Genomic DNA, 24,993 nt, shown 5'->3' on the forward strand with positions numbered 1-24,993 from the left:
ACGGTCTATGGGCCCGTCGGAGGCAGCACCGGATCCCGCTTCATTGTGCCGGTTGGCCCCTGTCCGGCGCCAGCAACCGGTGTTACGGCCGGGTGGTAAATGGGATTCGCCCCACCGGCACATGTATATACTCTGGTTATCGGTTTAGCAGCAGGCCGTTGGAAAGTTCGTCGATCCAGCGACCATCACCGGCTCCGCCGCCCAGTTGTGGGGCATGCGTGTGTGTTGCAGGCTCGTTTTGACCTGAACGAATGGCACCAAGAAACCGTGGCCGGCGAGTCAACAGCAAAAACCGATACATCCATCACCGAGCACCTGCATGAACTGGTCCTCAACAGCTCCGACGTTGAGGACTTCCTTAACGAACTGGCACAGGTGTCCGCCCGTAACCTTTCAGAGCCCGGCGACGAGATGCTGTGCGCCATCACCCTGCTCCGGCAGCGGAAGACGGCGACGATCGCCAGCAGCAGCCCGGAGGCAAAGTCCATCGGACGGCTTGAGCACAGGTTCGCCGAGACTCCGAGCCTGACCGCATACACCGAGCAGGAGACTGTCCACGCGCCGGACCTCGAGGACGATGGGCGCTGGCCGGACTACTCCCCTGCCGTCGTGGCGAAGGGAGTCCGGTCGGTTGCTGCCCTGCCCTTCCGGCTCGAAGGCGAAACCAAGGCAGCACTGCTGCTCTACTCCCGGCGCGCCCACCGCTTCGAGGGCCGGGTGCTGAAGTTCGCCGAGGATTTTGTCAGCCAAACATCGCTGGCGCTCCGTCTTGCAGTGCGCTTTGCACATTACAGCGAGGCGGCGGCGAACCTCCGCGCCACCCTTGAGTCCCGCACGGTCATCGACATGGCGGTGGGGATCATCATGGCCCAGAACCGGTGCAGCCAGGAGGACGCTTTCGCCATCCTGAAGACCGCGTCGAGCACCCGCAACACCAAGCTCCACGATGTGGCCGCGGCCGTGGTGAACGCCCTGGGCCAGGGGCCCGCGCGCACCCATTACGACGGCTAGGCCCCGCGGCCTGCGGCATCCCCGCCCGCCCAGTAGAATGGTGCCAACTTTTCGCCGGGGGGCTCAATTTGGAACAGCAGCGTGTTTGCCTTGTCGTGGAGGATGACGACGATATCCGGGGCCTGATCTCCGTGGTCCTTGCCCGCGCAGGTTTCAAGGTCACCGCCGTGGCCACGGGCGGGGAGGGCATCGCAGCAGCGGCCGATCCCGCCACCGCCCTGGTCACCCTGGACCTTGGTCTTCCGGATATGGACGGACACGTGGTGGCGCGCGCCATCCGCGCCCTCACCACCGCGCCGCTGCTGTTCCTCACCGCCCGCTCCGAGGAGGACGACGTCCTTGCCGGCATGGCGTCCGGGGCCGCCGGCTACCTCACCAAACCCTTCCATCCGAAGGAGCTGAAAGAGCTGGCCGGGAAGCTATGCCCGGCGGCGGCCGCCTCCCAGGAGCCGCACATACCCGGCACATCGCACTGCTGAGCCGCCGGCCGGCAGTCCGGCGTAACCCCTCAGCGGCAGGGCGGCGCCCGACGGCGGTGCGTTGGCTGCTCTTCCCAGGATGATCCGTCCACGGGGTACCGGTGGACCATGATGCACCGCAGCCAAGCATGTGACACTATATGCGCATGAATGCAGATAAGAATGCTTGCTCCCTGGGCACTGACAGCCAGTACGTGGAGCTGGCCGTGGAGGTGTTCGCCATGCTGGCCGATGCCACCAGGGTGCGCATCGTCCTTGCCCTCCGTGATGGGGAGATGGCGGTGGGCGCCCTTGCGGACGTGGTGGGCAAGTCCCCTGCCGCTGTTTCCCAGCACCTGGCCAAAATGCGCCTGGCCCGGATGGTGTCCACGCGGCAGGACGGGACGCGTGTGCTCTACCGGCTGGAAAACGAGCATGCACGGCAGCTGGTGGCCGATGCTATTTTCCAGGCCGAGCATGCCCTCGGCGGGGAACCGGCCCACCACCGGATCGCCAACCACCCCGCGCAACGGAGTGCCTCATGAGCCGGCCGCACCAGGAGTCCACGCACACCCATGACCACGACCACGACCACGGGGAAGGGCATGACCACGACCACGGGCACGGCCACGACCACGGGGAAGGGCATGACCACGACCACCATCACCATTCCGGGTTCAAGGGCTGGCTGTTTGAACTGTTCGTCCCGCACACCCACGACGCCGCCGATTCCATAGACGACGCGATGGAAGCCAGCACCGAGGGCGTCCGGGCGCTGAAGATCAGCATGTTCGTGCTGCTGGCCACCACCGTGCTGCAGTTCCTGGTGGTCCTGTTCAGCAGCTCGGTGGCCTTGCTGGCGGACACCATCCACAACTTCTCCGATGCCCTGACCGCAGTGCCCCTATGGGTTGCTTTCATCCTGGGGCGCAGGGCCGCCAACCGCCGGTACACCTACGGCTATGGCCGGGCAGAAGACCTGGCAGGCCTGTTCATCGTGGCCGTGGTGGCGCTCTCCGCCGTCGTGGCCGGCTGGCAGTCGATTGACCGGCTGATCCATCCCCAGCCGCTGCAGAACCTGGGCTGGGTCATGGCCGCAGGCCTGATCGGCTTTGCCGGAAACGAAGCCGTGGCCATCTACCGCATCCGGGTGGGCCGCAGGATCGGTTCCGCCGCGCTGGTGGCGGACGGTGTGCACGCCCGGACCGACGGCTTCACCTCGTTGGCTGTGGTGATCGGCGCCGTCGGCGTCATGCTCGGTTTTCCGCTGGCGGACCCCATTGTCGGCCTGGCCATCTCCGCAGCCATCATGGTGCTGCTCTGGGGCACTGTGCGGAGCATCGGCCGGCGGCTCATGGACGGCATCGAACCAGACCTGGTCTCCCGCGCACAGGTGGCGCTGGAGGAGACGCCGGGCGTGCTCGCGGTAGGAAACCTGCAGCTGCGGTGGTCCGGCCACCGGCTCCAGGGATCGGCACGGATCGAGGTCGCTGACACGGAGTTGTCGCAGGCGGAAGAGATCCTCGACCGCGCCGGGCACAGGCTTCGGCACGCACTGCCCAAGCTTGACCATATGCTCCTGGCTCCCGCCACCCGGCGGTAGCAGGCACCAAACACAGAAGTGGCCCTGCCAGCCGGCGGGCCACTTCTGTGTTTTTGAATTTTTGGGCTAGGCCCGGGCAGTCTTTCCAGGCAGCGCCAGTTTGAAGACCTTGGCCCATGATGAACCCACCTGCTTCAGGAGCGGACCTGTGGTGTACTTCAGGCCGTAGCGCTGGCAGATCTCACGGACCCTGGGTGCCACTTCCGCGTACCGGTTGGAAGGCAGGTCGGGGAAGAGGTGGTGCTCGATCTGGTGCGAGAGGTTGCCGGTCATGAGGTGCATGAACTTGGAACCGGAGATGTTGGCGGACCCGATCATCTGGCGGACGTACCAGTCCCCGCGGGTCTCTCCATCCACCATCTCTTCGGTGAAGGTGTCGGTGCCTTCCGGGAAATGCCCGCAGAAGATCACCGCGTGCGCCCAGACGTTGCGGATGGCGTTGGCTGCGATGGTCCCGAAGAGGGCCTGCTTCGCGGAGCCGGTCAGCATGGCCAGGGCGGGGGTGGCGGCGTAGTCCTTGGTGAACTGGGTGACCACCTTCTTGCCCAGGGCCTTGAGGTCCTTGAGCAGGGCCTCCTTGGACTTGGTGCCTTCTTTGTACTCGGTCAGCTCGAGGTCGTAGATGGCGATGCCCCACTCGAAGACCGGGGCCAGGATGGCGTTGAACAGCGGGTTGGCCAGGTTGATGGGCTTCCACGGCTGCTGCTCATCCATGCGCAGGAGGTTGTATCCGACGTCGTTGTCCTTGCCCACCACGTTGGTCCAGCGGTGGTGCAGATCGTTGTGGGTGTGCTGCCAGGACCGCGACGGGGTGACGAAGTCCCATTCCCAGGTGGTGGAGTGGATGTCCGGGTCCCGCATCCAGTCCCACTGGCCGTGCAGGATGTTGTGGCCCAGTTCCATGTTTTCCAGGATCTTGGCCAGGCTCAGGAGGGTGGTGCCGGTGACCCAGGCAGCCTTGTTCTTGCTGACCAGCAGGGCGGCCCGGCCGGAAAGTTCCAGGCCGCGCTGGATCTTGATCATGCGGCGGATGTAGGCGGCGTCTTCCGCGCCGCGCTTGCCCAGGATCTCGTCCCGGATGGCGTCGAGCTCACGGCCCAGCTCAGCCACCTGTTCGTCGCTGAGGTGCGCGGCCGCGGGTGGCCGGACGCTGGGGCTTCCCGATTCGGCCAGTTTTCCGGGGCGCGTCCTGGAGGTGCCGGCGCTGGCACCTGCGGCGGTGGTGGTTTTCGTGGGTGAGATGACAGTCATACGGTGCTGCTCCTCAGAGTTCGAGGTTGACGGGTCCGGCGGCTGCCGAAACACACGTTTGGATCAGTTGGCCGGGTTCGCCATGGATTTCCCCGGTGCGGAGGTCGCGGACCTGCCCTGCGAGCAATGGCGTAAGGCAGCTGTGGCAGATTCCCATGCGGCAGCCGCTGGGCATCAGCACCCCGGCGTCCTCGCCGATGTCCAGGATGGGGGTGTCGCCGTCGGCCTCCACCTCGCGGTCGGAAGCCTCGAAGGTGACCAGGCCGCCGTCGTGCCCCACGCCTGCGTTGAAGGTGGTGTTGAAGCGTTCGATCATCAGGTTGCCGGCATCGCCGGCCAGTGCGACGTCGGTCCCGGGGGCGCGCGTGGTCAAGGCCGCGCGCTTCCACAGCGCCTCGGCGTCGTCCAGGAAGCTGTCCGGGCCGCAGGCGTAGGCTGCCCGCTCTTTCCAGTCGGGGCAGATCTCGTCCAGCTCACGGGTGCTGGAGAAGTCCATCCGGCCCTGCTCGCCCGTGTACCAGTGCGCCAGGCGGAAATTGGGGAACTGGTCCGCGAGCTCTGCCAGCTCTTCCCGGAACAGGCTGTCCCCGGGCGTGCGCGCGGAGTGGACCAGGACGACGTCGGCATCCGGACGCCGCGGCACAAGGGTACGGATCATGGACATCACCGGAGTGATGCCGCTGCCGGCGGTGACCATGAGGAGTGGGCGGGGATGCTCCGGAAGGACGAAGTCCCCCTGCGGCGGGGCCAGGAACAGGACGTCGCCGGGCTTGGTGGTGCGCACCAGGGTGCCGGAGACGGCGCCGACGTCGGTGACGGTGATGGCCGGGTCCTTGCCCGCGGGGGCGCTGAGTGAGTAGGAGCGCCAGTGGCGGACCCCGTCGAGTTCGACGCCGATGCGGGCCCACTGCCCGGCAAGGTGCGCCTTCCAGCCCCGGCCGGGACGGAAGAAGATGGTTGCCGACTGGGCGGTTTCCTGGACCACCCTGGTCACCACGCCCCGGAGCTGCCGGGCTGAATAGACAGGGTTGAAGAGCGAGAGGACATCCTCCGGCGATAACGGGGTGGTGAGTACTGAAGCCGCCTGGGCCAGCTGTCGTAGCCGGATCATGCGTCAAAGCCTAGGGCGGCGCGAGCCATATTTCTCTCTCTCCGTCATATGACCGGTCAGCAGTCACAGTGTAGTTGGGGCGCGAAGCCCCCACACCGCACTTTAAGAGTAACGGTTCGGTCTCGCAAAAGGTTCCCAGCGTCCTGTCGGCTCCATCCCAGGTCCGGGGCCCCGCCGCATTCCCGGCTGGGATGATGGCTTCGTGGGTATCCCTGGTGAGACTGTCAATATTTTCAAGACCGTCGTGTTGTTCGTGCTGGCCGCTGTGGCGGAAATAGGTGGGGCCTGGCTGGTGTGGCAGGCCGTTCGCGAAGGCAAGGACTGGTGGTGGGCCGGGCTTGGCGTGATCGCGCTGGGCGCCTACGGTTTCGTGGCCACGCTCCAGCCCGATGCCCATTTCGGCCGGATCCTGGCGGCCTACGGCGGCGTGTTCGTGGCCGGTTCCCTGGCCTGGGGCATGGCCTTTGACGGCTTCCGCCCGGACCGGTGGGACATCGCCGGGTCCCTGGTCTGCCTCCTGGGGGTTGCCGTGATCATGTTTGCTCCCCGCAGCGGCGGATAGCCGGGCGCGCTGTTAGCGGGGGTGGCTAAACTCTAGCCACGACGAAAGGCGGGACCTGTGGACCGGGTGGACTACTGCGTTATCGGCGGCGGGATCGTGGGCCTGGCAACGGCTTACCAGCTGTTGCAGAAGCAACCGGGAGCTTCGCTGGTCCTGCTTGAGTCTGCAGAGTCCCTGGCTTCACACCAGACCGGACACAACAGCGGCGTCATCCACTCCGGGATCTACTACGCCCCGGACAGCCTCAAGGCACGCTTCAGCAAGGCGGGGTCGCAGCAGACCAAGGAGTTCTGCCGGGAACATGGCATCAGGTACGCCGAGCCGGGCAAACTGCTGGTGGCAACGTCCGCCGTGGAGCTGGACAGGTTGAACCGCCTCGAAGAACGCGCGGCCGTCCATGGGCTGGACTGCGAGAGCATCGACCGGGACGAACTCAACCGGCGCGAACCCAACGTTGCAGGCCTGGGCGCCCTGTTCATCCCCAGCACCGGCATCGTGGACTACCGGGACGTGGCGCGAAAACTGGCCGGCCTCATCTCTGCTGCCGGCGGCCGGGTCATCACCGGAGCCCGGGTGGACTCAATCGTGGAGCATTCAGACCGGGTGGACGTTGGCACAGCCCAGGCCCGCTATTCCTGCCGGCGCCTGGTGGCCTGCGCGGGCCTGCAGTCGGACCGCCTGGCGGAAATGGCCGGAATGAAAATCGATGTGCAGATCATTCCTTTCCGCGGAGAATATTTTGAGCTGCCGGACGCCAAATCCGGCTACGTCAGGCACCTCATCTACCCGGTACCGGACCCGGACCTGCCCTTCCTTGGGGTCCATCTCACTCCCACCATCCACGGCAGCATCACGGTGGGACCCAATGCGGTGCTGGGCCTGGCCCGGGAGGGCTATCCCAAGTTCTCGGTGGACCTCAGGGATGTGGGCCGCTATGTGCGCTTTCCGGGGCTGTGGCATGTGGCCCGGACCAATGCCGCCACCGCGGTGCGCGAGGTCCGCAACTCGCTGTTCAAGGGAAGCTACCTGCAGGAATGCCGCAAATACGCCCCGGGACTGGCGAAAGCGGACCTGCTGCCGTACGAGGCAGGCATCCGCGCACAAGCTGTACGCCGGGACGGAACGCTCCTCCACGATTTCCTGCTGGCAGAGACGGACCGGATGATCCACGTTTTGAACGCCCCCTCCCCTGCCGCAACTGCCGCCCTGCCCATCGGGGATCATCTGGCCGGCAAAGCCGTGTTCCGCCAAACTCCCTGACCGGCAGGCCCGCACCTGCCGCGGCTAAACTGGCCCGGTGATCAACAGTGAGCAGCCCCCCAGGCCCACCGTCCCGCCGTCGCGCGGAAGAATGGCCGAACGGCTGCTCCCCGGCGGCGAGGAACCGGACCCGCGTTTTACGCTGGCCAACGAACGCACCTTCCTGGCCTGGATCCGGACTTCGCTGGCGCTGCTTGCAGGCGGCATCGCCATCGAGGCGTTCACCTCCGGCCTCTTCATCGAACCTGTCCGGAAGGGCCTGGCCATCCTGTTGCTGCTGCTGGGCATGATGCTCAGCGGTGGTGCTGCCCTGCGTTGGCTCCGGGTGGAACGGAGCATGCGCAACAAGGCGCCGCTGCCGCTGCCGCTTTTTGTGCCCCTGTTGGCCGGGGCAGGCGCGCTGGCCGCCGCCGTCGTGCTGGTCTTCATCCTCTGGCGCTGACCTGTGGCATCACGCGCACCCAGCCCCCACGGCGATCCCGGCCTCCAACCCGAGCGGACCGCCCTCGCATGGGGGCGGACCATGCTGGCGCTGGCCACGGCGAGCGCTTTCTTCCTGCGCTGGCTCCCCACCTACGGCGCGCCCATCCTGATGCTGCCGGTGATTTCCGGCGGCGCTGCCCTTGGCATCTACCTCACCCAGCGCCGCCGTTACCGGGCCAGGTCCCACGGCCTGGCAGGCGAAAGCATCGAAGCCGACCTGCCCGCCGTGCTTTGGACTGCCTTTGCGGGCGTCGCGCTGGGGTGCCTGGGAATTGTGGTGGTCCTGGTCAGCTAGAACATCGGCAGGACAAAGCCGGCCAGCAGCGCCACGGCGCCGATTGCCGTCAGGCAGCGGCCCAGGACCGACGCCGTCCTGCCGGCCTCCTCCGGCCTGGTGGTCTGCCACTGCGTGGGGCGCTTGGGGTGGTAATAGATGGGCAGGGTGTCCCCCGCGGCCATGTCCCTGATGTCATAAGGGGACATGGGGGCGTGGTGTACCTGGTGCTTCCGGTCGAGCCAGCGGAAGCCTACACCGGTGGAATCCGAGTACACCACGGCCTCGGCAACGTCCCAGGGGTGCACGAAGCGGCGGAGGAATCCGGTGTAGAAGAGCAGCCCCAATCCTGCGGGCAGGCACAACCAGGTGAGCACTTCCAGGATGGGACCTGCCATATCGAGCGCAGTGGGCATGGAGTTGATGGTACAGCTCAGGGGCTGGCTCCTTCAGCACCGGGTACGTACGCTGAAGGGGACCGGACCGGAGTAAGGGGAAGCCATGAACGATCAGGATATTTTGACGCACATCCAGGCCCTGGTGGAGGAGGAGCACTCGCTGCGCGAAGGCCCGGGCGACGGGCAGGCGCCGGACCAGGCACGGCTCAAGTACGTGGAAGAAAGCCTGGACCAGTGCTGGGACCTGCTGCGCCAACGCCGAGCCAAGAAGGATTCGGGCGAGAACCCGAACGACGCCGAGGCCCGCCCGATCAGCGAAGTGGAGGGTTACAGGCAGTAATGCGGATTGCAGTAGCGCAGGTCATCAGCGGTTCAGACCCCGCAGCCAACCTGGAACTGGTCTGGGAATACGCCGCCCAGGCCAAGAACGCCGGCGCCCAACTGGTGGTCTTTCCCGAGGCGACCATGCGCGCCTTTGGCCATTCCCTGAAGGACATTGCCGAGCCCGTGGACGGACCGTGGGCCGGCGAGGTCCGCAGGATGGCCGCTGAGCTGGACCTGGCGGTCGTGGCCGGCATGTTCACGCCGGGCAAGGACGGCCGGGTCCGTAACACCCTCCTGGTCACCGGGCCCGGGGTGGAGGCGGCCTACGACAAGGTCCACCTTTTTGACGCCTTTGGCTTCACGGAATCCAGGACGGTGGACGCCGGGGAAGCCCCGGTGACGTTCGAGCTGGACGGGACCGTGTTTGGCCTGGCCACCTGCTACGACGTCCGCTTTCCGGGCCTGTTCACGGCAAACGCCAATGCAGGCGCCCAGGTGAACATCGTGTGCGCCTCGTGGGGCGCCGGCGAAGGCAAGGCAGAGCAGTGGGACCTGCTGGTGCGCGCCCGGGCCCTGGACAGCACAACGTTCGTGGTTGCCTGCGGGCAGGGCGATCCCCAAACGGTGGGCGCCGGCCCGGCGGGCACCGCACCCACCGGCATCGGGCACAGCGCGGTGGTCACACCCCTGGGGAAGCCCGTGGTGGTCCTGGGCGGGAAGCCTGAACTCGCCGTCGTCGACATCGACCCGTCAACCGTGGAGGACGTCCGGGCCACACTGCCGGTCCTCGCCAACGCCCGCACTTTCTGAGGGTGAGGCCACGTTCATAGCTTCGAAACACACGCAAAAGAGCGCCTGACGGCGGGTCTCACCCGCCGTCGGCCGCTTTTGCCTTTGCCTGCAGGGAATGGGCCGGGTTGCGGGATACTGCGGACGTCAACGGACAAGGGGCCGTTTACATGCCCGAAACATAGCTGATACGTGAACTTCACGCGCGGGCGATTTGTGTAACGTGGCCGCAACTTTAGGCGGCATTGGTTGAAACACACGCCGCGAAAAATGGAGCCCGGGGGAAATGCCGCGGGGCCAAACGGGTCCCGCACCACGTTCACATTGCGAAGGGACCCACCGGTGGAAATCACTGCCCAACACGTCTGGCTGATGATTTCGGCCGCAATGGTCCTCCTGATGACCCCCGGGCTTGGCCTCTTCTACGGCGGCATGACCCGCGCCAAGGCCGCCCTGAACATGATCATGATGAGCTTCATCTCGGCGGGGATCGTCGGCGTGGTCTGGGTCCTCTGGGGCTACTCGATGACCACCGGAACCGGCGTCCTGGGACTGTTCGGCAACCCCTTTGCCAGCTTTGGCCTGCAGGACCTGATGGGTTCACCGGACCTCCTCAAAGCCGGTTACAGCGCTACCTTCGCCATTGTCACTGTCGCACTGATCAGTGGCGCCATCGCCGACCGGGCCAAGTTCAGCGCCTGGGTCCTGTTCGTGCCCGTATGGATCACCCTGATCTACTGCCCCCTCGCCTACATGATCTGGGGTGGCGGGCTGATGAGCGCCGGCGGGGCCGTCACGGACATCTTCGGCCAGGTCATTGACTTCGCCGGCGGCGCCGTGGTGGAAATCAGCTCGGGTACAGCAGCCTTGGTGCTCGCCGTTATTGTTGGCCAGCGCCACGGGTTCGCGAAGGACCCCAACCACCGCCCCCACAACCTGCCCTTCATCATGCTCGGCGCTGCAATCCTGTGGTTTGGCTGGTTCGGCTTCAACGGCGGAGCTGCCACCAGCGTGGAACAGGCCGGCCTCATCTGGATCAACACCCTGGTGGCTCCTGCCGCGGCGATGCTGAGCTGGCTGGTCACCGAAAAGATCCGCCACGGACACCCGACTTCCCTGGGTGCAGCCTCCGGCGTGGTCGCCGGGCTGGTGGCCATCACCCCTTCCTGCGCCAACATCAGCCCGGTGGCCGCTATCGGCCTGGGCCTGGTGGCCGGAGCCGCCTGCTGCGTGTTCGTGGACCTCAAGTACCGGTTTGGCCTTGATGACTCCCTGGACGTGGTGGGTGTCCACCTCGGCGCAGGCCTTGTCGGCACCCTCTCTTTGGGGTTCATTGCCCTCCCGGTGAGCGGCCAGGGCGGCGGCCTCTTCTACGGCGGCGGAGTCCAGCAGCTCATCGCCCAGGTGGCCGCGGTGGTCATCACGCTCCTGCTGTCCGGCGTCGGAACCGCGGTCATTGCCCGGGTGATCCACAAGACCGTTGGCTTCCGTGTCAGCCACGAGGCCGAGACCGCCGGCGTGGACCTCGCTGAGCACGCCGAGACGGCCTATGCCTTCGGTGAGATCGGAGCCGGCTTCAACCCCCTGCGCCAGGCCGCGGCCCACATTCCAACGGCCCCGGCTGCCGCTGAACGGCACGCCAAGGAAGACTCCTTCGCGTAAGTCCGGCCCTAGTCCGCAAGGATCTTGTAAAGCGCGCGGCGCGTTTCGTCCATCTTTTCCATGGCGGCGGCCCGCTGCTCCTCGCTCACCCCGGTGCGGAACTGATGGATGGCGCCCATGAGCTTGCCAATGCTCTGGTGGAAGTCCCTGTCGGCACTGTCCGGTTCGGCGTTCCAGGCGTTGTCCATCTCCTCAGCGTGTTCGGCGACGTAGGCCTTGCCGGCGTCCGTCAGCGCAAACTCCGTGCCACGGCCCTCACCGACGGCCTCGATCAGCCCCTCATCCACCAGCTGCTGGAGCGTGGGGTAGATGGATCCCGGGCTGGGCCGCCACATGCCGCCGGTCTTCGCGGCGATGGTCTTGATCAGCCCGTAACCATTGGACGGGGCCTCTCCCAGCAGCGAGAGGATGGCCGCGCGGACATCACCCCGGCTGGCCCGCCGTCCGCCGCGTCCAAAGCCCGGACCAAACCCGGGACCGAACCCGGGTCCGAACCCGGGACCAAAATTGGGCCCAAACCCCGGACCGAAGCCTGGCCCGCGGTGGCCATGCGGCCCCCGGCGGCCCCTCCCCCGTTCAAAGCGGCCTTTGCCGAATTCAGGGCCCTGCTGTTTTTCGTCGAATATGCCTTTCATGGTGGCATCGTCCTTTCACTGTCAGTTTGTCGCTGCTGTTTCAGCGAAAGTTAACGATATGTCGGTAGCTATCGCTGGTCAATAGTTTGGCGTGACCAAATCCTGACCTTCAAGGACCTGTTCCACCCCTCGGGAGGAGCGTATTCTGGTCCCACCTTCGAGCGCGGGGGCTGAGGAATGGCAAAGAGGCGGAAGCGCAGGCGCGGTTTTGGTGCAGCCCTGGGAAGGGTCCTGGGGTTCCTCGCAGCGAGTGCCATGTGCGGCGTGCTGGCCGCCAGCCTTGTGGTCCCGGCCGTGGCAGCGGCGGGCATGGGGGTCAGCTCGTCCATTGGCTTCTTTGAAAGCCTGCCCGCGGAGCTGACAGTCCAGCCGCCGTCGCAGGCCACCAAAGTCCTCACCTCCGACGGGCAGACAATCGCCACTTTCTATGCGGAAAACCGCGTCAAGGTTCCGCTGGACCAGATGTCGCCCTTCATCAAGGACGGCATCGTCGCCATCGAGGACAGCAGGTTTTACACCCACGCCGGCGTGGATCCGCAGGGCATCCTGCGCGCACTGGTGTCCAACCTGACCAAGGGCGGTGAGCAGGGCGCGTCCACCATTACGCAGCAGTACGTCACCAACGTCCTGAACGAGGCGGAGCTCTCGCAGGACAGGCCGGACGCGGTGGTGCTCAACGGGCAGAAGAACTTCGGCGACAAGCTGCGTGAAATGAAGCTCGCCATCGCGCTGGAGAAGAAGTACACCAAGGACCAGATCCTTGAGGGCTATCTCAACATCGTGTTTTTCAGCAGCAACGCCTACGGGATAGAGGCCGCGGCGCGCTACTTCTTCAGCACCACCGCGAAGGACCTCACCCTGCCCCAGGCCGCCTTGCTGGCCGGACTGGTCAACAGCCCCACCCTGTACAACCCGGTCACCAATCCCGACAAGTCGATTGTGCGCCGGAACCAGGTCCTGTCCGAGATGCTCCGCCTGCGAAGGATCACGCAGGCCCAGTACGACGCGGCAGTGGCCACCCCCATCGAACTGAAGATCACGCCGCAACAGCAGGGCTGCGCCAATGCCGCGATGGCGCCCTACTTCTGCGACTACATCTCCCACCTGATCCTGAACAATCCCGCCTACGGCCCCACGGAGGCTGAGCGTGAGCGGAGGCTGTACCGCGGCGGCCTGACCATCGTCACCACCCTGGACAGCAGGCTCCAGGCGGCGGCCCAGGCCCAGGTGGACGGGACAGCGGGTACCAATCCGGACCGGTGGGCAGCCTCGCTCCTGACCCTGCAGCCGGGCAGCGGCAAGATCCTGGCCATGGCCCAGAACACGGTGTTCCTCCCCCAGCCGGGCAAGTTCGATACCAACCTGAACTTCAACGTGGACGCCAGGGACGCGCAGGGCAACGACCTCAACGGCGCCGGCGGGTTCCAGCCGGGCTCGACCATGAAGCCCTTTACCTTCGCGGAGTGGTTGAACGAGGGCAAGCCGCTTACTGCGGAAGTGGATGCCTCACGTCGGGTCTATCCTCTGGGGTTCCCGTGGAAGGACAGCTGCGGGAAAGTGCTGGGAGCGTACAGCACGGCGCAGGCCAACCCGGCCCATGGCGCCGCCGATGACCTGCAGAACGCCGAGGACGGCTTCTACCGGCCGATGCCCGTCAACTACGGCCTGTACAACTCCATCAACACCGCCACTTTCGCCTCGGCAGCCCAGCTCGATTTTTGCGGCATCCAGAAGATGGTGGACTCCGTGGGCCTGCACAGTGGCTTGGACAGCACGCCGGTCAACATGCATCAGCTGGGCAACCTGCTGGGCGGCACGGGCGTGGCTCCGCTTACTTTGGCGAACGCCTTTGCCACCTTCGCCACGGAGGGCCGCTACTGTGCGCCGATCGCCCTGGCCGAGGTGACCGATGCGGCAGGGGCAAAGCTGCCCGCCCAGGCCCCCGACTGCCACGACGCCGTCAAACCCGATGTGGCCCGGGGCGTCAACTCGGTGCTGCAGGACGTGCTGAAAAAGGGTTCCGGCGTCTGGATCAACCCGAAGGTACAGGACAAAGTTCCCACCGCCGCCAAGACCGGAACCTCCAACAACAACGGTTCCACGTGGGTAGTGGGTTACACCACCGGCCTGGTCACGGCGTCCTTCTTCGGCGACGCGCTGGAAGGCCAAAAGCGGGCAGGGCAGAACGTGACCATCAACGGAACCTTTTATCCCAGCCTTGACGGGTACATGATTGCCGGGCCGCAGTGGGCCAACTACATGCTCAAGGTGGCGCCGCTGTATCCCGCAGCCCCGTTCGCACCACCGCCCGCCTCGATGATCGGACCCAACCCGAATTACAAACCCTAGGCATCCGCGGTGACGCACCCTGCCAACGCGGCGTCGCAGCGGGTATGCACACGGATCGGCCTGGTCCACCAGGGCCAGACTGACAGGTACTACAACGCACGGTGCGGGCTGTTCGCGAAAGTAAACCAAAACGCCTAGCCGGTCCCTTTCCACAGCCGCTTCCACCACGAGCGTTCCGGCTCCGGCGCGGCCGGCGCCTCGTCGACCCGCACGGCACGCCGGCTGCGCCAACGCTCCACTTCTCCCTCCACGTCGCGGGTCTTGGTGACCACCGGCGGGCCGCCCTGCAGCTGGCGGCGCGCATCAACCACCCGCCGGTTGAAATCCGCCAGGACATCGCGGACCTGCTGCTCCGTGTACTGGGCGTCCAGTTTCGCGTCGAGCCCGGCGTCCTCAGCGCGGAGGAGGATGGCCGCCGGCCCCAGGCCGCTGATGTTCTCCCGCTGGATCAGCCCCTTCACCCACCAGTCGGGATCGTATGACTCGCCCAAGCCGGGAATTGGCTTGCCCGCGTACTTCAGGTTGTCGAACTTGCCTTGCGCCATGGCATCCCGGACCAGATATTCCGCGCGGGCGGCATCACTGACTTTTTTGCGCTTCTCCCGCTCCTGCGCGTCGAGGGCATCCAGCGCGGCTTCCTCCTCGGCGCTGATGCCGGCGCCACGGTATGACCGCACCTCGGCCGCACGCTCCAGGCGCTTGCGGAAATCCCCTGCGCCGCCGCTCATCGCTGCCACCGCCTTCCCTCGCCGGGTCCCAACCTCCAGTATTCAGCGGCGGGCCTGCTCGTTCAACGCCCGGGGGCGTACGACGACGGAACAGCCCGCCGTCGTCCGCCCGCCCGGCGCCGTGGCAAAGGTGGCGGTTGTTGCACTGTCAGGCGTTGGCGTGCTCGGCAAGGATGCCGTCGATCTGGCCGACTGCCTCCTTGAGTCCCTCCTCCATGCCCATCGCCATCATCTGCTCCAGCTGTTCCTCGGATTCGAACTCGGAGTGGATGGTCATGCGGGTCCGCACCCCCAGCGGCTCCAGGCTGACCGTGGCGTGGCTGATGCCGAACTCCCCGGTGGGGTTGCCGTCGCTGTCCGCAAAACCATCGTCGAACTCAAGCTGGCGCGGCGATTCGATGCTGGTGAACTCCCACCACCCGTGGGCCTTGTCCCCTTCGGGGCCGGTCATGTAATAGCTGGCGCGTCCGCCCGGAACGAAGTCGTGCTTGTAGAAGGTCGCCGGATAGGTGGGCGGACCCCACCAGCGCTCCAGCTGACGCGGGTCCTCGAAGAGCTGCCAGACGCGTTCCAGGCCGGCGTCGAACTCGGCAACGAGGGTGAGGCTCAGGGCCTCGGGGTTCTTATCCGTACTGATGACTGTCATGGCATTGCCTTCCTAACCTTCAGTGAGAATCCGGGCCATCCGGTCGGCGCGCTGCCGCCAGACTTGTTCATAGTCCTCGAGCAGCCGGCGGGCTTGCTGCAGTCCTTCATGGTTGCCCCGCACGATCTGTTCCCTTCCGCGCTTTTCCTTGGTGACAAGGCAGGCGCGCTCCAACACCGCCACATGCTTCTGGACGGCGGCGAAGCTCATGGCATAGAGGGCGGCGAGCCCGGATACTGAGGACTCCTCGACGGTCACCCGGCGGACAATGTCGCGGCGGGTGGAATCGGCGAACGCCTGGAAAAGGCGGTCCAGTTCGGCCTCACGGAGCTGATCTACAACCATTTGGTTGTACGATATCCCGCGGGCCCGCCCTGGTCAATGGCATTTTCTGTCTCCCACGCCGGGCGGGTCCCGGCCGGTATCTTGAAGATCATGAGCATCTTCCTTGTGGGGGCAGGCCCTGATCCACTGGGCTTTCCGGGCGTCTTTGACCAGTTTGCGGATGCGGTCCGCCGGCATGCGGCACCCGGCCGGGCTGCCAGGATTGCGGCGGCTGTGCACCATCGCGGAGGAAGCCTGGAGGAGCTCATGGAGCCCTGCTCGGCGCCACTCCAAGCCAGGCTTGGCTGCGGGATCGTGGCCATCCCGCTGGGCGGGGACAAGCCGGCGGATCCTGCCGCATTCGATGGCGTGGACGGCGTGGTGGTGGGCGGCGGGTTGACGCCGGCCTATTGGGAAGGCCTGCATCCCGTGGCCGCCGCCATTTCCCGCCTGGTGGCCGCGGGGAGCCCCTACTTGGGGTTTTCCGCCGGGGCCATGGTGGCGCCGCACCGGGCACTGATCGGCGGCTACCGGATCAACGGGGTGGACGTGTGCGGGGAGGAATGCTCGGAAGGCCTGGAGGCAGTGGAGATCCGGACGGGCCTGGGACTGGTCCCGTTCACGGTGGATGTCCACGCCGCGCAGGCGGGGACGGTAAGCCGCGCAGTGGGGGCCGTGGCGGCGGGCCGGGTGGAGTGGGCAGTCGCCATTGACGAGAACACGGCAGTGGTGCTGGACCCGGCAGGCGCCAGTGGGTACCGGGTTATCGGGAGCGGCAACGCCTGGGATATTCGCAACGCAGGGGGCGGCGCCGTCGTCTCGCTCCGCGGCGGCGCCTGACGGGGCCCGGGCAGTTTGCAGTCCAGGCGCAAGCTAGGAGTCGAAGTGGGTCTGGACACTGCCTCCGGAGAGCTGTTCAATCAGTTCCTTGGCCACTTCCCTCAGCTTCCGGTTGCGGTTGCTGGAGACCTTGGTGAGGATTTCCATCGCTTCTTCCTGCGAACACCGGTTTTGCGCCATGATGACGCCGCAGGCCAGGTTGATGGCGGTCCTGCTTTCCAGGGCCGCTTCCAGGTCGTCAGCCCTGTTCTGCGCCGTGCTGATGCGGACCGAGAGGTGCAAGGTGTTGTGGGCAGCGGCGGCGAAGCCCGCCGCTTTGTCGTAAACGTCTGCCGTGAACACTCCGGGCCGCGTGGCGAAAAAGTTCAGTGCGGCGCTGGCCTCGCCGCTGATCTCCAGTGGGACACCCAGGGAGCTGTGCACGCCCCGCCGCACCAGTTCCTGGTTGTACGTGGTCCACCGGGCGTCCCGCCCGACGTCGTCAATCAGCACGGGCGCCATTTCACGCAGCGCCCTGATGCAGGGACCGTCCCCCAGCGCCTGCTCGATAAGGTCCAGTTCCAGCGCCCTGGCGCTGCTGCCGGCCGCAGTGGTGGGGCGCCGCCGGAGCTTCAGGGTGACAGCGCACTCGATGTCGTCCCCAGCTGCCTCAGAGACAGCCGCTGCCGCCATTCCCGATAGTCCGGAAAGGAACTCAACGGCATTCTCGGCGCCTACCAGGACCTCCTGGAGGTGCTGGACAGTCACACTGTTGGCAGGATTCAGCATGGGGTTCATCTTACGGTTTCCGACCCTTGCGCGGCAGCGGAAGCGGCTCTTGGGGTGGGCTTATGCTGAAGGCATGGCGCAGCCGCTTCCGCTTGACGAACCCAGTACAGTCACCTCTGGCGAAGCGCTGCAGCAACGTGTGCGGAAACCACGTGGAACCGGCAGTCCGCGGCAGGACATCAGTGCCTCGACATTGGCCGGGACGCCGGCCTTCCGGGACTAGGAACGGCCCAGTGGGCTTCGATCAGAACGAGCCGGAACAACGGCGGCGGCTGCGGGCGGCAATGAAGGCAGCCGACATCTCCTTGGCCGCTTTGTGGCTGAAATACTTCGGCCTGTCCGGCGACGCCGGCCCGGGCAGGCCGGCGGAGGCAGAGCGGGACAACGACGGCGGCAGCGAACCGGGGACGACGACGGCGGGCGCGTAGGCGGCCAAGTTCCCGGGGGCAGGAGCCGCTATATCAGATCCATCCCCAAGGGCGTAGTGTCAAAGGTAGGAGATTTCGGGATGGTGTCACGATCCGGAGGTTGAATAAAAGGGCCCACCGCGCCAAGAGCGGCGGCCGCCAGCCAGGACGGGCAACGCCTGGCACAACTACGGATCGAGGCCATGTGGCCGGGAACAACGCTCTGACCGCCGCCGGCCAATACCAGGACCTGCGGCTGGAAAGCCCCGGATTCCACGGGTTCCTCCTCGGGCTGGTCACCGGCTCCGCTTCACGGCCTGGTACGCGACACAGCACCTTGGACGGCGGCCAATTGTCCGCGCCGCAGGTTGGAGGGCGGGAATGAACGCCGACTGGACCGGGGGCCCCGACAAACTGCTGGAGGCCGACGAGCAGCGCAAGGATGTGGCCCGGCGGTTCCGAAACACGCAGGTCCCGATGATAAAACTGTGGACGTACTACTACGGCCTTGGTGGTGACGCCGACGAGATGTCGTTTGACGCCTATCTCAACGAAGCGCTCCATCTTCCAGCGGCCCAGGTAGGCCTGATTGCCACGGCCATGAGGGAATTGTCCGAGGGCGGGGACCAATGACCACCGGCGAAGGGCAACCGTTCCAGGAACCCGACGGGCAGCCCCTGGAAGATGCCGAACAGTCGCTGCAGCAGCTGGTCCTGGGAAGCCAGGACATCAGGGGCTTCCTCACCGAACTGGCTGTTCTGGCCAGTACGCGGCTGTCCACCCCGGGCAACTCCATCCACAGCGGCGTCACCGTGCTGAGGCACAAAAGACCGCAGGCCGTGGCGGCAAACGATGCTGCGGCAAAGGCCCTTGACGAACTGCAGAACGGATTTGGCCAAGGCCCCTGCCTTACGGCACTCCAGCAGGGAACCACCCTCCTGGTGCCGGACCTTGCTGCCGAAACCCGCTGGGGACCCTATGTCCGTACCGCCGCCCGGCACGGCGTCTGCTCCATCCTCGCCGTCCCGCTGGACCTGGCGGGGGACGGCGAGGCGGTCTTGAATCTCTACTCGGGCAGGAGCAACGGGTTCTCCGGAGAAGACATCGCCACCGTTGAGTCGTTTGCAGCCCAGGCCGCCAGTTCGCTGCGGCTGATCCTGCGGATATCCCAGCTCCGCGAAGCCAGGAATGACCTGGCCGCCGCCATGCAGTCTCGCACCGTGATCGACATAGCTGTCGGGGCGATCATGGCCCAGAACCGCTGCGACCGGGACACGGCCTTCAGCGTCCTTACCCGCGCCTCAAGCACCAGGAACATCAAGCTCCGTGACGTGGCCGCCACGGTCATTACCTCGATTTCAGGGGAAGAGAGGATCACCGCCTACTTCGATGAGTAGCTGTGGCGCCGGTCACACGTGATGAGATTCACTCGCAACAAATGCGTGATTTGGTTGAGCAGGCTCGTCCGCCATGGGCACTATGGATAGGCAGGGCCGGAATATCCGCCCTTGACATCCTGGTGACGCAACGAGGCCCACCGGTGAGCGCAGGCCACCGACCCTCCGAGCGCGGACAGGCCATTGCCGGGGACACAACCGGCTTGACACAGGAAAGTACTGAACAATGACGTTTAACACTGCCGAATCCGTGACGCTGAAGATCTGGGACCGGGCTTCCCTCCACGAGACCCTCGATTCCGCGGTCTCCGACCTCTCCGCGCGCCACAACACCACCACCTGCCGCATTGCCGTCACCTGCAGCGGACCCAACACCTTCACCTTGAGCGTCCGCGGGAACGAGCCGGCACTGGCCCTCTAAGCCGCCCACCCGCACAGGGCGTTGACGACGGCGGCCCCCMCCCGCCGTCGTCAACGCCCTTTTTGCTGCCTTAAGCATTGGTCATGAAGATCCGGCGTAGCATTCGTCAGGGATAGCCAAACGAGGGGAAGGGCTCATGGCAACGCAGCAGAGGCACACCAGGTTCACGTTCGAATCGCTGGGGCTCCCCGTCATCCAGGCTCCGATGGCCGGCGGACCTTCCACCCCGCAACTGGCAGCAGCGGTGAGCGCAGGTGGCGGACTGGGTTTCGTGGCGGCAGGCTACAAGACTGCCGCGGCCATGCGGGCAGAGATCGCGGCAGTGAGGGAACAAACGGACAAGCGCTTCGGCGTGAACCTGTTCGTGCCCCAGGAATCGGTCATCAGCCAGGCCTCCCTGCAGCAATACGCCAGGTCGCTGGCCCCCGATGCGGAACGCTTCGGGGTGGCCCTGGGCGAGCCGAGGCATGACGACGACGGCTGGCACCAAAAGCTCGAAGTATTGCTGGACCTTGCACCCGCCGTGGTGTCCTTTACCTTCGATTTTCCGGGCGCCGACATTGTCGAGGCCCTGAAGAATCGCGGTGTGTACGTCATGGCCACGGTGACCGGCCGGGAAGAGGCCCTCCAGGCGCTTACCCGGGGCGCTGATGCCCTGTGCGTCCAGGGGCCCGAAGCCGGCGGCCACCGGGGCACGTTCAAGGCGGATGCGCCTCCTCCCCTGGTGCCCCTCCACGGGATCCTTGGCGACCTCGCCGACCTGGAGGTGCCCCTGGTGGCAGCGGGCGGCATTGCCACGGCGGATCACACCCGCGCCGCGTTGGCCGTCGGTGCCGTCGCCGTGCAGGCCGGCACGGCATTCCTCCGCGCCGACGAAGCGGGAACCAAACCGGCGCACCGGGCCGCGTTGGCGTCCCCGGACCGTTTCACCACCACGGCCGTCACCCGGGCCTTTTCGGGCCGCAATGCCCGCGGACTGTACAACGAGTTCATGCGCCGCCACGACGCCGAGGCCCCCTACGGCTACCCGGAAATCCACCATCTCACAACGCCCTTGCGGGCCGCTGCGGCGGCAGCGGGAGAGCCGGACTGGTTGAACCTGTGGTCGGGCATCAACTACCGGAACTGTGTGGAGGGCCCGGCCGCTTCAATCCTGGCGAGCCTGGGGCCGTAAGGCTTGGCCCGCCGTCGTCCGCTTGTTAAAGCCCGACGGCGGGCCGGCCCGGAAGGGAGCCGGCCCGCCGTGCGCGCCATGGAAGCGGGGGTGCCTTAGAGGGTGGCGGTGTCGATCACGAAGCGGTACCGGACATCCGATGCCAGCACGCGCTCGTAGGCGTCGTTGATCTTCTCAGCCGGGATGACCTCGATCTCGGCGCCCAGCCCGTGCTCGGCGCAGAAGTTGAGCATCTCCTGGGTCTCGCGGATGCCACCGATCATGGAGCCGGCGAAGGAACGGCGTCCGCCGATCAGCGCGAAGGCGTTGACGGGAAGGGGTTCCGCCGGGGCGCCGACGTTGACCAGGGCGCCGTCGAGCTTCAGCAGGCCGAGGTAGGCGCTGATGTCGATCGAGGCGCTGACGGTGTTGATGATCAGGTCGAACGAGCCGGCGAGATCGGAGAAGGTGTTCTCGTCGCTGGTGGCATAGTAGTGGTCGGCGCCGAGCTTCAGGCCGTCCTCCTGCTTCTTCAGCGACTGGGACAGGACGGTTACTTCGGCGCCCATGGCGTGGGCAAGCTTGACGGCCATGTGGCCCAGGCCGCCGAGACCGACGACGGCAACGTTCTTGCCGGGGCCGGCGCCCCAGTGCCGCAGCGGTGAGTAAGTGGTGATGCCGGCGCACAGCAGCGGTGCGGCGACGTCCAGGTCGATGCCCTCGGGAATGGTGACAACGAAGTCTTCGGTCACCACAACGTGGGTGGAGTAGCCGCCCTGCGTGATGGTGCCATCGCGGTCAACGGCGCCGTAGGTGCCGATGTTTCCCTTGAGGCAGTACTGCTCCTCGCCCTTCTGGCAGTTGACGCACTCCTTGCAGGAGTTGACCATGCAGCCAACCCCAACACGGTCGCCTACTGCGTGCTTGGTGACGGCGGAACCTACCTCGGTGACGATGCCGGCGATCTCGTGGCCGGGAACCAGCGGGTACTGCTGCGGGCCCCAGTCACCGCGGACAGTGTGGATGTCCGAGTGGCAGATGCCGGCGAACTTGATGTCGATCAGGACGTCGTGGGGACCCACTTCGCGGCGCTCGATGGTGGTTGCCACCAGGTCCTCCGTGGCGGACGGGGATGCATAAGCCTTGACGGTAGTCATGGTTCTCCTGTGATCTGTTGGGGGATATTTAAGATGCTACCGGGGTTGTTCGGAGCGAACCCCTGAAAAGGACGGGCCAGCGGGGCCCTGCTGTAACTGGTCTTGAGAGTCCTACCTTTGGCGATGTTCCTGTACGTAACCTGGTCAGGGACGGAGGAGCACCTTAATGGCCCGGCGTTCGTCCATGGCTTTGTATGCGTCTGCGGCCTGCTCCAGCGGCAGTTCGAGGTCGAACACTTTTCCGGGGTTGATCCCGCCGCTGAGGATCAGGTCGATCAGCTCCGGCAGGTACTCCCGGACCGGGGCGGGGCCGCCGTGCAGGTGGACGTGCGAGGAGAACAGGTCCCGGCCGGGCAGCGAGACGTCATGGGAGACGCCCACGAATCCCACATGCCCGCCGGCCCGTGTGGCGTGGATGGCCTGCAGCATCGACTCCTGCGTGCCCACGGCTTCCAGGACAGAGTGCGCGCCAAGGCCGCCGGTAAGTTCCTTGATCCTCTGCACACCCGCGTCACCGCGCTCCGCCACGATGTCGGTGGCACCAAACTCGCGGGCCAGTGCCTGCCGGGCCGCGTGGCGCGACATGGCGATGATCCGTTCGGCACCCATCTGCCTGGCTGCGAGGACCCCCAAAAGCCCGACAGCGCCGTCGCCCACCACAGCCACTGTCTTGCCGGGGCCCACCTGGGCCGCCTTCGCGGCAAACCATCCTGTACCCAGGACATCGGAGGCGGCCAGCAGCGACGGAACCTTGTCGGCGTCGGGCATGCCAGGCGTGGCCACCAGCGTGCCATCCGCCAAAGGGACGCGGAGGTACTCCGCCTGGGAACCGCTCACGCCCTGGCGGTGGACGCACCCGCTCTGGTAGCCGGAGCGGCAGATCTCGCAGGTGTTGTCCGATGCAATGAAGGACCCCACGACGAACTGGCCGGGCATAACGTTCTTCACGTCGGACCCGACTTCCTCGACGATTCCCACGTACTCGTGGCCCATGGGAACTGGCCTGGAGATCTTGTCGGCGCCGCGGTATGGCCACAGATCGGACCCGCACACGCAGGCGGCAGCGAGTTTGATGACTGCGTCCGTGGGCTTCTGGATGGTGGGCTTGTCACGGTCCTCGACGCGGACGTCTCCGGGCGCGTGCATGATGGTTGCGCGCATGCTGGGTCCTCCAAAGGGTGGAACGGCTGAACGGGACATCTCCATCAAACCCGTCCCCGGCATCCATGGCGAGGGTCCTGCCGTAACTGGTTCTGGCAGAACCTCCTTACGGTCCCGCCATTCGTCGTAACGTGTTCCCTATGGATAACCGAGCCGAGGTACGGCAGTTCCTCTCCTCACGCCGTGGACGGATCACCCCGGAGCAGGCTGGGATCGAACCCTACGGCGGCCGCCGGCGGGTGCCTGGGCTGCGCCGTGAGGAAGTGGCGCGGCTGGCAGGCGTCAGCGTCGACTACTACACCCGGCTGGAACGGGGAAACCTGCACGGTGTTTCGGACAGCGTCCTGGATGCCATCGCCGGCGCCCTGGAACTGGACCGCGCCGAGCATGACCACCTCTACGACCTGGCCCGGGCGGCCAACACGTCAGGCCGCAAGCGTGCCGCGGGCGCCGGGGGTTCCGCGCCGTCGAAGGTCCGGCCGGAGCTGCAGTTCCTGCTGGACGCGATCACCGAAGCTCCGGCCTTCATTGGTAACAACCGCCTGGATATCGTGGCCGCCAACACCCTGGGCTACGCGCTGTATTCGGACATGTACCGCAATCCGTCACGGCCGGCCAACCACTCGCGCTTCATTTTCCTGGACCCGCGGGCCCAGAACTTCTACACGGACTGGGACCGGGCTGCCCACACCAATGTCGCCATCCTCCGCCGGGAGGCCGGCCGCAACCCCCATGACAAGGGCATTGCCGAACTCATCGGCGAACTCTCCATGCGGAGCGACGTCTTCCGCACGCTCTGGGCAGCCCACAACGTCCGCCGGCACTACGCGGGCACCAAGTTCTTCCAGCACCCCGTGGTGGGGCTCCTTGAGCTGAACTACCAGGTGCTGGGGCTCGAAGAAGACCCGGGGCACACCCTCACGGTCTATCCCGCCACGCCCGGCAGCCCCTCCGCGGAAGCCCTCAAGCTCCTGGCATCCTGGGCGGTCACCGAAAACATTATGGAAACGGCGCAGGCAAAGGTCGGCAGCTAGGCCCGGCGCCGCAGCTACTGTGCGTTCGACGCAGGCCCGGGCGTTCCAGCGTCCGTTCGCCGTCGGCCTGCCAGTTCGCCGAACCGGTCAACTGCCTCATGGGCGGCACGGTACAGGGCGGGGTCCGACCAGGGCGCACGCGCCCATGCGCTCACGGCGGCAAGCGCCCCGGCCAGCAGCGTGGCGGAATGATCGTCTGGGGCTCCTTGGGCCAGGACGGCCTTCCGATCTTCTTCCAGGGTGTCCGCCATGGTCCGGGTACTGACCCGCTGCCAGACATCAGGGATGGCATCCACGTCGGTCAGACGCTCCCGGAGCGGCCAGTTTCCGACGAAGCGGGCCACCCAGTCCTGGTGTCGCGGCTTATATTCCTTGATGAACTTCCGCCGCTTCCACGTAGGGTAGGCACCCAGCGCGAGGAGGCACGGGACGAGGACTGCCAGCGCTGTCAGCACCCAGCCGGCTTGTCCGGCGTCCCCGTCCTGGACCGCATGCTTGTAGAGTCCCAGCATCACTCCTGCGGTGATGGACCCCAGGATCCAGGTGACCCCCAGTATGGTGCTCCAGCGTTCCTGTGCCTTGGTGGGCTGCAGGGCCGGCGCCGGTTCGGCAGCCACCAGGGCTTCCGCTTCTGTGAGGACGGTGTTCAGGAGCCTGCTGGTGCCTGCCCCCGGCATCCCGGATTTGTCCGGCACTTCAACGTAGACGGGCGGCAGGCCCGTCAGGTCCTGCGCGGCCTGGTTCAGCTCCGCCATGTTCCCCCCTCACCTTCGTTTCCCGTCGGCCC

General features: G+C 66.2%; 30 protein-coding genes. 19 read left to right on the plus strand and 11 right to left on the minus strand.

The genetic code is table 11. The features are described 5' to 3' along the window. The first annotated feature begins 267 nt into the window (after nt 1-267). The 4 genes from AC1DIP_RS04285 to AC1DIP_RS04300 all read left to right on the plus strand — a co-directional run bounded on the left by AC1DIP_RS04285 (nt 268) and on the right by AC1DIP_RS04300 (nt 3,072). Nucleotides 268-1,011: an ANTAR domain-containing protein gene (locus AC1DIP_RS04285; RefSeq protein WP_476207276.1), complete on the plus strand. Its 744-nt coding sequence runs from the start codon at nt 268-270 to the stop codon at nt 1,009-1,011. Between the two features lie 95 nt (nt 1,012-1,106). Next, a complete protein-coding gene (locus AC1DIP_RS04290; RefSeq protein WP_477732965.1) occupies nt 1,107-1,490 on the plus strand; it encodes a response regulator transcription factor in 384 nt (127 codons plus the stop codon). A gap of 146 nt (nt 1,491-1,636) precedes the next feature. After that, nucleotides 1,637-2,014 carry a metalloregulator ArsR/SmtB family transcription factor gene (locus tag AC1DIP_RS04295; protein WP_476207279.1) on the plus strand — a complete coding sequence of 126 codons (378 nt, stop codon included), beginning with the start codon at nt 1,637-1,639 and terminating at the stop codon, nt 2,012-2,014. Then, nucleotides 2,011-3,072, plus strand: a complete 1,062-nt coding sequence (locus AC1DIP_RS04300) for a cation diffusion facilitator family transporter (RefSeq protein ID WP_476207280.1) — start codon at nt 2,011-2,013, stop codon at nt 3,070-3,072. The genes AC1DIP_RS04295 and AC1DIP_RS04300 overlap by 4 nt, the downstream gene beginning before the upstream one ends. 66 nt (nt 3,073-3,138) lie before the next feature. Here the strand turns inward: AC1DIP_RS04300 and AC1DIP_RS04305 are convergent, their stop codons facing one another. Continuing rightward, nucleotides 3,139-4,323, minus strand: coding sequence for a fatty acid desaturase (locus tag AC1DIP_RS04305; RefSeq protein ID WP_476207281.1), 1,185 nt, complete (start codon nt 4,321-4,323; stop codon nt 3,139-3,141). Between the two features lie 13 nt (nt 4,324-4,336). Next, nucleotides 4,337-5,434, minus strand: a complete 1,098-nt coding sequence (locus tag AC1DIP_RS04310; RefSeq protein WP_476207283.1) for a 2Fe-2S iron-sulfur cluster-binding protein — start codon at nt 5,432-5,434, stop codon at nt 4,337-4,339. A 202-nt stretch (nt 5,435-5,636) separates the two neighbouring features. Between AC1DIP_RS04310 and AC1DIP_RS04315 the strand changes: the two genes are divergently transcribed. From AC1DIP_RS04315 to AC1DIP_RS04330, 4 genes are all read left to right on the plus strand, one after another. Continuing rightward, on the plus strand, nt 5,637-5,996 hold the full coding sequence (locus AC1DIP_RS04315; protein ID WP_476207285.1) for a YnfA family protein: 360 nt from the start codon (nt 5,637-5,639) through the stop codon (nt 5,994-5,996). A 57-nt stretch (nt 5,997-6,053) separates the two neighbouring features. Further along, nucleotides 6,054-7,256 (plus strand): L-2-hydroxyglutarate oxidase, encoded by a 1,203-nt coding sequence (lhgO, locus tag AC1DIP_RS04320; RefSeq protein ID WP_477732966.1) that lies wholly within the window; start codon nt 6,054-6,056, stop codon nt 7,254-7,256. Between the two features lie 91 nt (nt 7,257-7,347). Further along, nucleotides 7,348-7,698, plus strand: a complete 351-nt coding sequence (locus AC1DIP_RS04325; protein WP_141161464.1) for a YidH family protein — start codon at nt 7,348-7,350, stop codon at nt 7,696-7,698. A 3-nt stretch (nt 7,699-7,701) separates the two neighbouring features. Then, nucleotides 7,702-8,034, plus strand: coding sequence for a DUF202 domain-containing protein (locus AC1DIP_RS04330; RefSeq protein WP_477732967.1), 333 nt, complete (start codon nt 7,702-7,704; stop codon nt 8,032-8,034). Here the strand turns inward: AC1DIP_RS04330 and AC1DIP_RS04335 are convergent. Further along, entirely contained in the window at nt 8,031-8,429 is a 399-nt protein-coding gene (locus tag AC1DIP_RS04335; protein WP_476207291.1) for a hypothetical protein, read from the minus strand. The genes AC1DIP_RS04330 and AC1DIP_RS04335 overlap by 4 nt on opposite strands. 85 nt (nt 8,430-8,514) lie before the next feature. On the opposite strand from AC1DIP_RS04335, the gene AC1DIP_RS04340 reads away from it, so the two are divergent. The 3 genes from AC1DIP_RS04340 (at nt 8,515) to AC1DIP_RS04350 (ending at nt 11,186) form a co-directional block, all read left to right on the plus strand. Next, nucleotides 8,515-8,751 carry a DUF2630 family protein gene (locus AC1DIP_RS04340; protein ID WP_476207292.1) on the plus strand — a complete coding sequence of 79 codons (237 nt, stop codon included), beginning with the start codon at nt 8,515-8,517 and terminating at the stop codon, nt 8,749-8,751. Beyond that, complete coding sequence (locus tag AC1DIP_RS04345) at nt 8,751-9,545, plus strand: carbon-nitrogen hydrolase family protein (protein WP_477732968.1); 795 nt, start codon at nt 8,751-8,753, stop codon at nt 9,543-9,545. The genes AC1DIP_RS04340 and AC1DIP_RS04345 overlap by 1 nt, the downstream gene beginning before the upstream one ends. A 321-nt stretch (nt 9,546-9,866) precedes the next feature. Further along, a complete protein-coding gene (locus tag AC1DIP_RS04350) occupies nt 9,867-11,186 on the plus strand; it encodes an ammonium transporter (protein ID WP_476207296.1) in 1,320 nt (439 codons plus the stop codon). Between the two features lie 8 nt (nt 11,187-11,194). Here the strand turns inward: AC1DIP_RS04350 and AC1DIP_RS04355 are convergent, their stop codons facing one another. Then, on the minus strand, nt 11,195-11,821 hold the full coding sequence (locus tag AC1DIP_RS04355) for a helix-turn-helix transcriptional regulator (RefSeq protein WP_476207298.1): 627 nt from the start codon (nt 11,819-11,821) through the stop codon (nt 11,195-11,197). A gap of 177 nt (nt 11,822-11,998) precedes the next feature. Here AC1DIP_RS04355 and AC1DIP_RS04360 point away from each other — a divergent pair, with 177 nt between their 5' ends. Further along, nucleotides 11,999-14,170, plus strand: coding sequence for a transglycosylase domain-containing protein (locus tag AC1DIP_RS04360; protein WP_477732969.1), 2,172 nt, complete (start codon nt 11,999-12,001; stop codon nt 14,168-14,170). Between the two features lie 134 nt (nt 14,171-14,304). Here AC1DIP_RS04360 and AC1DIP_RS04365 read toward each other — a convergent pair whose 3' ends face one another. The 3 genes from AC1DIP_RS04365 to AC1DIP_RS04375 form a co-directional block, all read right to left on the minus strand. Then, nucleotides 14,305-14,898, minus strand: a complete 594-nt coding sequence (locus AC1DIP_RS04365) for a DnaJ family domain-containing protein (protein ID WP_476207301.1) — start codon at nt 14,896-14,898, stop codon at nt 14,305-14,307. A 148-nt stretch (nt 14,899-15,046) separates the two neighbouring features. After that, entirely contained in the window at nt 15,047-15,544 is a 498-nt protein-coding gene (locus AC1DIP_RS04370; RefSeq protein WP_477732970.1) for an SRPBCC family protein, read from the minus strand. Nucleotides 15,545-15,556: 12 nt separating this feature from the next. Beyond that, nucleotides 15,557-15,889 carry a metalloregulator ArsR/SmtB family transcription factor gene (locus tag AC1DIP_RS04375; RefSeq protein WP_476207304.1) on the minus strand — a complete coding sequence of 111 codons (333 nt, stop codon included), beginning with the start codon at nt 15,887-15,889 and terminating at the stop codon, nt 15,557-15,559. Between the two features lie 90 nt (nt 15,890-15,979). On the opposite strand from AC1DIP_RS04375, the gene AC1DIP_RS04380 reads away from it, so the two are divergent. Further along, nucleotides 15,980-16,708: a Type 1 glutamine amidotransferase-like domain-containing protein gene (locus AC1DIP_RS04380; protein WP_477732971.1), complete on the plus strand. Its 729-nt coding sequence runs from the start codon at nt 15,980-15,982 to the stop codon at nt 16,706-16,708. Between the two features lie 33 nt (nt 16,709-16,741). Here the strand turns inward: AC1DIP_RS04380 and AC1DIP_RS04385 are convergent, their stop codons facing one another. Beyond that, nucleotides 16,742-17,476, minus strand: a complete 735-nt coding sequence (locus AC1DIP_RS04385) for a GAF and ANTAR domain-containing protein (protein WP_477732972.1) — start codon at nt 17,474-17,476, stop codon at nt 16,742-16,744. 233 nt (nt 17,477-17,709) lie between these two features. Here AC1DIP_RS04385 and AC1DIP_RS04390 point away from each other — a divergent pair, with 233 nt between their 5' ends. The 5 genes from AC1DIP_RS04390 (at nt 17,710) to AC1DIP_RS04410 (ending at nt 20,875) form a co-directional block, all read left to right on the plus strand. Next, a complete protein-coding gene (locus tag AC1DIP_RS04390) occupies nt 17,710-17,904 on the plus strand; it encodes a hypothetical protein (protein ID WP_477732973.1) in 195 nt (64 codons plus the stop codon). A gap of 360 nt (nt 17,905-18,264) precedes the next feature. Further along, nucleotides 18,265-18,516, plus strand: coding sequence for a hypothetical protein (locus tag AC1DIP_RS04395; protein ID WP_476207311.1), 252 nt, complete (start codon nt 18,265-18,267; stop codon nt 18,514-18,516). After that, nucleotides 18,513-19,280, plus strand: a complete 768-nt coding sequence (locus AC1DIP_RS04400) for a GAF and ANTAR domain-containing protein (protein ID WP_477732974.1) — start codon at nt 18,513-18,515, stop codon at nt 19,278-19,280. Before AC1DIP_RS04395 ends, AC1DIP_RS04400 begins: the two co-directional genes overlap by 4 nt. A gap of 226 nt (nt 19,281-19,506) precedes the next feature. Further along, entirely contained in the window at nt 19,507-19,701 is a 195-nt protein-coding gene (locus tag AC1DIP_RS04405) for a hypothetical protein (protein WP_141159295.1), read from the plus strand. 136 nt (nt 19,702-19,837) lie between these two features. Continuing rightward, entirely contained in the window at nt 19,838-20,875 is a 1,038-nt protein-coding gene (locus tag AC1DIP_RS04410) for a nitronate monooxygenase (protein ID WP_477732975.1), read from the plus strand. A 95-nt stretch (nt 20,876-20,970) separates the two neighbouring features. Here the strand turns inward: AC1DIP_RS04410 and AC1DIP_RS04415 are convergent, their stop codons facing one another. Both AC1DIP_RS04415 and AC1DIP_RS04420 read right to left on the minus strand, forming a co-directional pair. Beyond that, nucleotides 20,971-22,011: an NAD(P)-dependent alcohol dehydrogenase gene (locus tag AC1DIP_RS04415; RefSeq protein ID WP_477732976.1), complete on the minus strand. Its 1,041-nt coding sequence runs from the start codon at nt 22,009-22,011 to the stop codon at nt 20,971-20,973. Between the two features lie 144 nt (nt 22,012-22,155). Continuing rightward, nucleotides 22,156-23,172 carry a zinc-dependent alcohol dehydrogenase family protein gene (locus tag AC1DIP_RS04420; RefSeq protein WP_477732977.1) on the minus strand — a complete coding sequence of 339 codons (1,017 nt, stop codon included), beginning with the start codon at nt 23,170-23,172 and terminating at the stop codon, nt 22,156-22,158. 140 nt (nt 23,173-23,312) lie between these two features. Here AC1DIP_RS04420 and AC1DIP_RS04425 point away from each other — a divergent pair, with 140 nt between their 5' ends. Further along, entirely contained in the window at nt 23,313-24,206 is an 894-nt protein-coding gene (locus tag AC1DIP_RS04425) for a helix-turn-helix transcriptional regulator (protein ID WP_477732978.1), read from the plus strand. A gap of 14 nt (nt 24,207-24,220) precedes the next feature. Here AC1DIP_RS04425 and AC1DIP_RS04430 read toward each other — a convergent pair whose 3' ends face one another. After that, nucleotides 24,221-24,961, minus strand: coding sequence for a hypothetical protein (locus AC1DIP_RS04430; RefSeq protein WP_477732979.1), 741 nt, complete (start codon nt 24,959-24,961; stop codon nt 24,221-24,223). Nucleotides 24,962-24,993 lie beyond the last annotated feature (32 nt).

The organism is Pseudarthrobacter sp. 05T312 (assembly GCF_056396685.1).

Coding starts and splice junctions, on each gene's coding strand:
- AC1DIP_RS04295 (WP_476207279.1), top strand. CDS start 1,637: ATGAATGCAGATAAGAATGCTTGCTCCCTGGGCACTGACAGCCAGTAC.
- AC1DIP_RS04300 (WP_476207280.1), top strand. CDS start 2,011: ATGAGCCGGCCGCACCAGGAGTCCACGCACACCCATGACCACGACCAC.
- AC1DIP_RS04305 (WP_476207281.1), bottom strand. CDS start 4,323: ATGACTGTCATCTCACCCACGAAAACCACCACCGCCGCAGGTGCCAGC.
- AC1DIP_RS04310 (WP_476207283.1), bottom strand. CDS start 5,434: ATGATCCGGCTACGACAGCTGGCCCAGGCGGCTTCAGTACTCACCACC.
- AC1DIP_RS04325 (WP_141161464.1), top strand. CDS start 7,348: ATGGCCGAACGGCTGCTCCCCGGCGGCGAGGAACCGGACCCGCGTTTT.
- AC1DIP_RS04335 (WP_476207291.1), bottom strand. CDS start 8,429: ATGCCCACTGCGCTCGATATGGCAGGTCCCATCCTGGAAGTGCTCACC.
- AC1DIP_RS04340 (WP_476207292.1), top strand. CDS start 8,515: ATGAACGATCAGGATATTTTGACGCACATCCAGGCCCTGGTGGAGGAG.
- AC1DIP_RS04345 (WP_477732968.1), top strand. CDS start 8,751: ATGCGGATTGCAGTAGCGCAGGTCATCAGCGGTTCAGACCCCGCAGCC.
- AC1DIP_RS04355 (WP_476207298.1), bottom strand. CDS start 11,821: ATGAAAGGCATATTCGACGAAAAACAGCAGGGCCCTGAATTCGGCAAA.
- AC1DIP_RS04360 (WP_477732969.1), top strand. CDS start 11,999: ATGGCAAAGAGGCGGAAGCGCAGGCGCGGTTTTGGTGCAGCCCTGGGA.
- AC1DIP_RS04365 (WP_476207301.1), bottom strand. CDS start 14,898: ATGAGCGGCGGCGCAGGGGATTTCCGCAAGCGCCTGGAGCGTGCGGCC.
- AC1DIP_RS04370 (WP_477732970.1), bottom strand. CDS start 15,544: ATGACAGTCATCAGTACGGATAAGAACCCCGAGGCCCTGAGCCTCACC.
- AC1DIP_RS04375 (WP_476207304.1), bottom strand. CDS start 15,889: ATGGTTGTAGATCAGCTCCGTGAGGCCGAACTGGACCGCCTTTTCCAG.
- AC1DIP_RS04380 (WP_477732971.1), top strand. CDS start 15,980: ATGAGCATCTTCCTTGTGGGGGCAGGCCCTGATCCACTGGGCTTTCCG.
- AC1DIP_RS04385 (WP_477732972.1), bottom strand. CDS start 17,476: ATGCTGAATCCTGCCAACAGTGTGACTGTCCAGCACCTCCAGGAGGTC.
- AC1DIP_RS04395 (WP_476207311.1), top strand. CDS start 18,265: ATGAACGCCGACTGGACCGGGGGCCCCGACAAACTGCTGGAGGCCGAC.
- AC1DIP_RS04400 (WP_477732974.1), top strand. CDS start 18,513: ATGACCACCGGCGAAGGGCAACCGTTCCAGGAACCCGACGGGCAGCCC.
- AC1DIP_RS04405 (WP_141159295.1), top strand. CDS start 19,507: ATGACGTTTAACACTGCCGAATCCGTGACGCTGAAGATCTGGGACCGG.
- AC1DIP_RS04410 (WP_477732975.1), top strand. CDS start 19,838: ATGGCAACGCAGCAGAGGCACACCAGGTTCACGTTCGAATCGCTGGGG.
- AC1DIP_RS04415 (WP_477732976.1), bottom strand. CDS start 22,011: ATGACTACCGTCAAGGCTTATGCATCCCCGTCCGCCACGGAGGACCTG.
- AC1DIP_RS04420 (WP_477732977.1), bottom strand. CDS start 23,172: ATGCGCGCAACCATCATGCACGCGCCCGGAGACGTCCGCGTCGAGGAC.
- AC1DIP_RS04425 (WP_477732978.1), top strand. CDS start 23,313: ATGGATAACCGAGCCGAGGTACGGCAGTTCCTCTCCTCACGCCGTGGA.
- AC1DIP_RS04430 (WP_477732979.1), bottom strand. CDS start 24,961: ATGGCGGAGCTGAACCAGGCCGCGCAGGACCTGACGGGCCTGCCGCCC.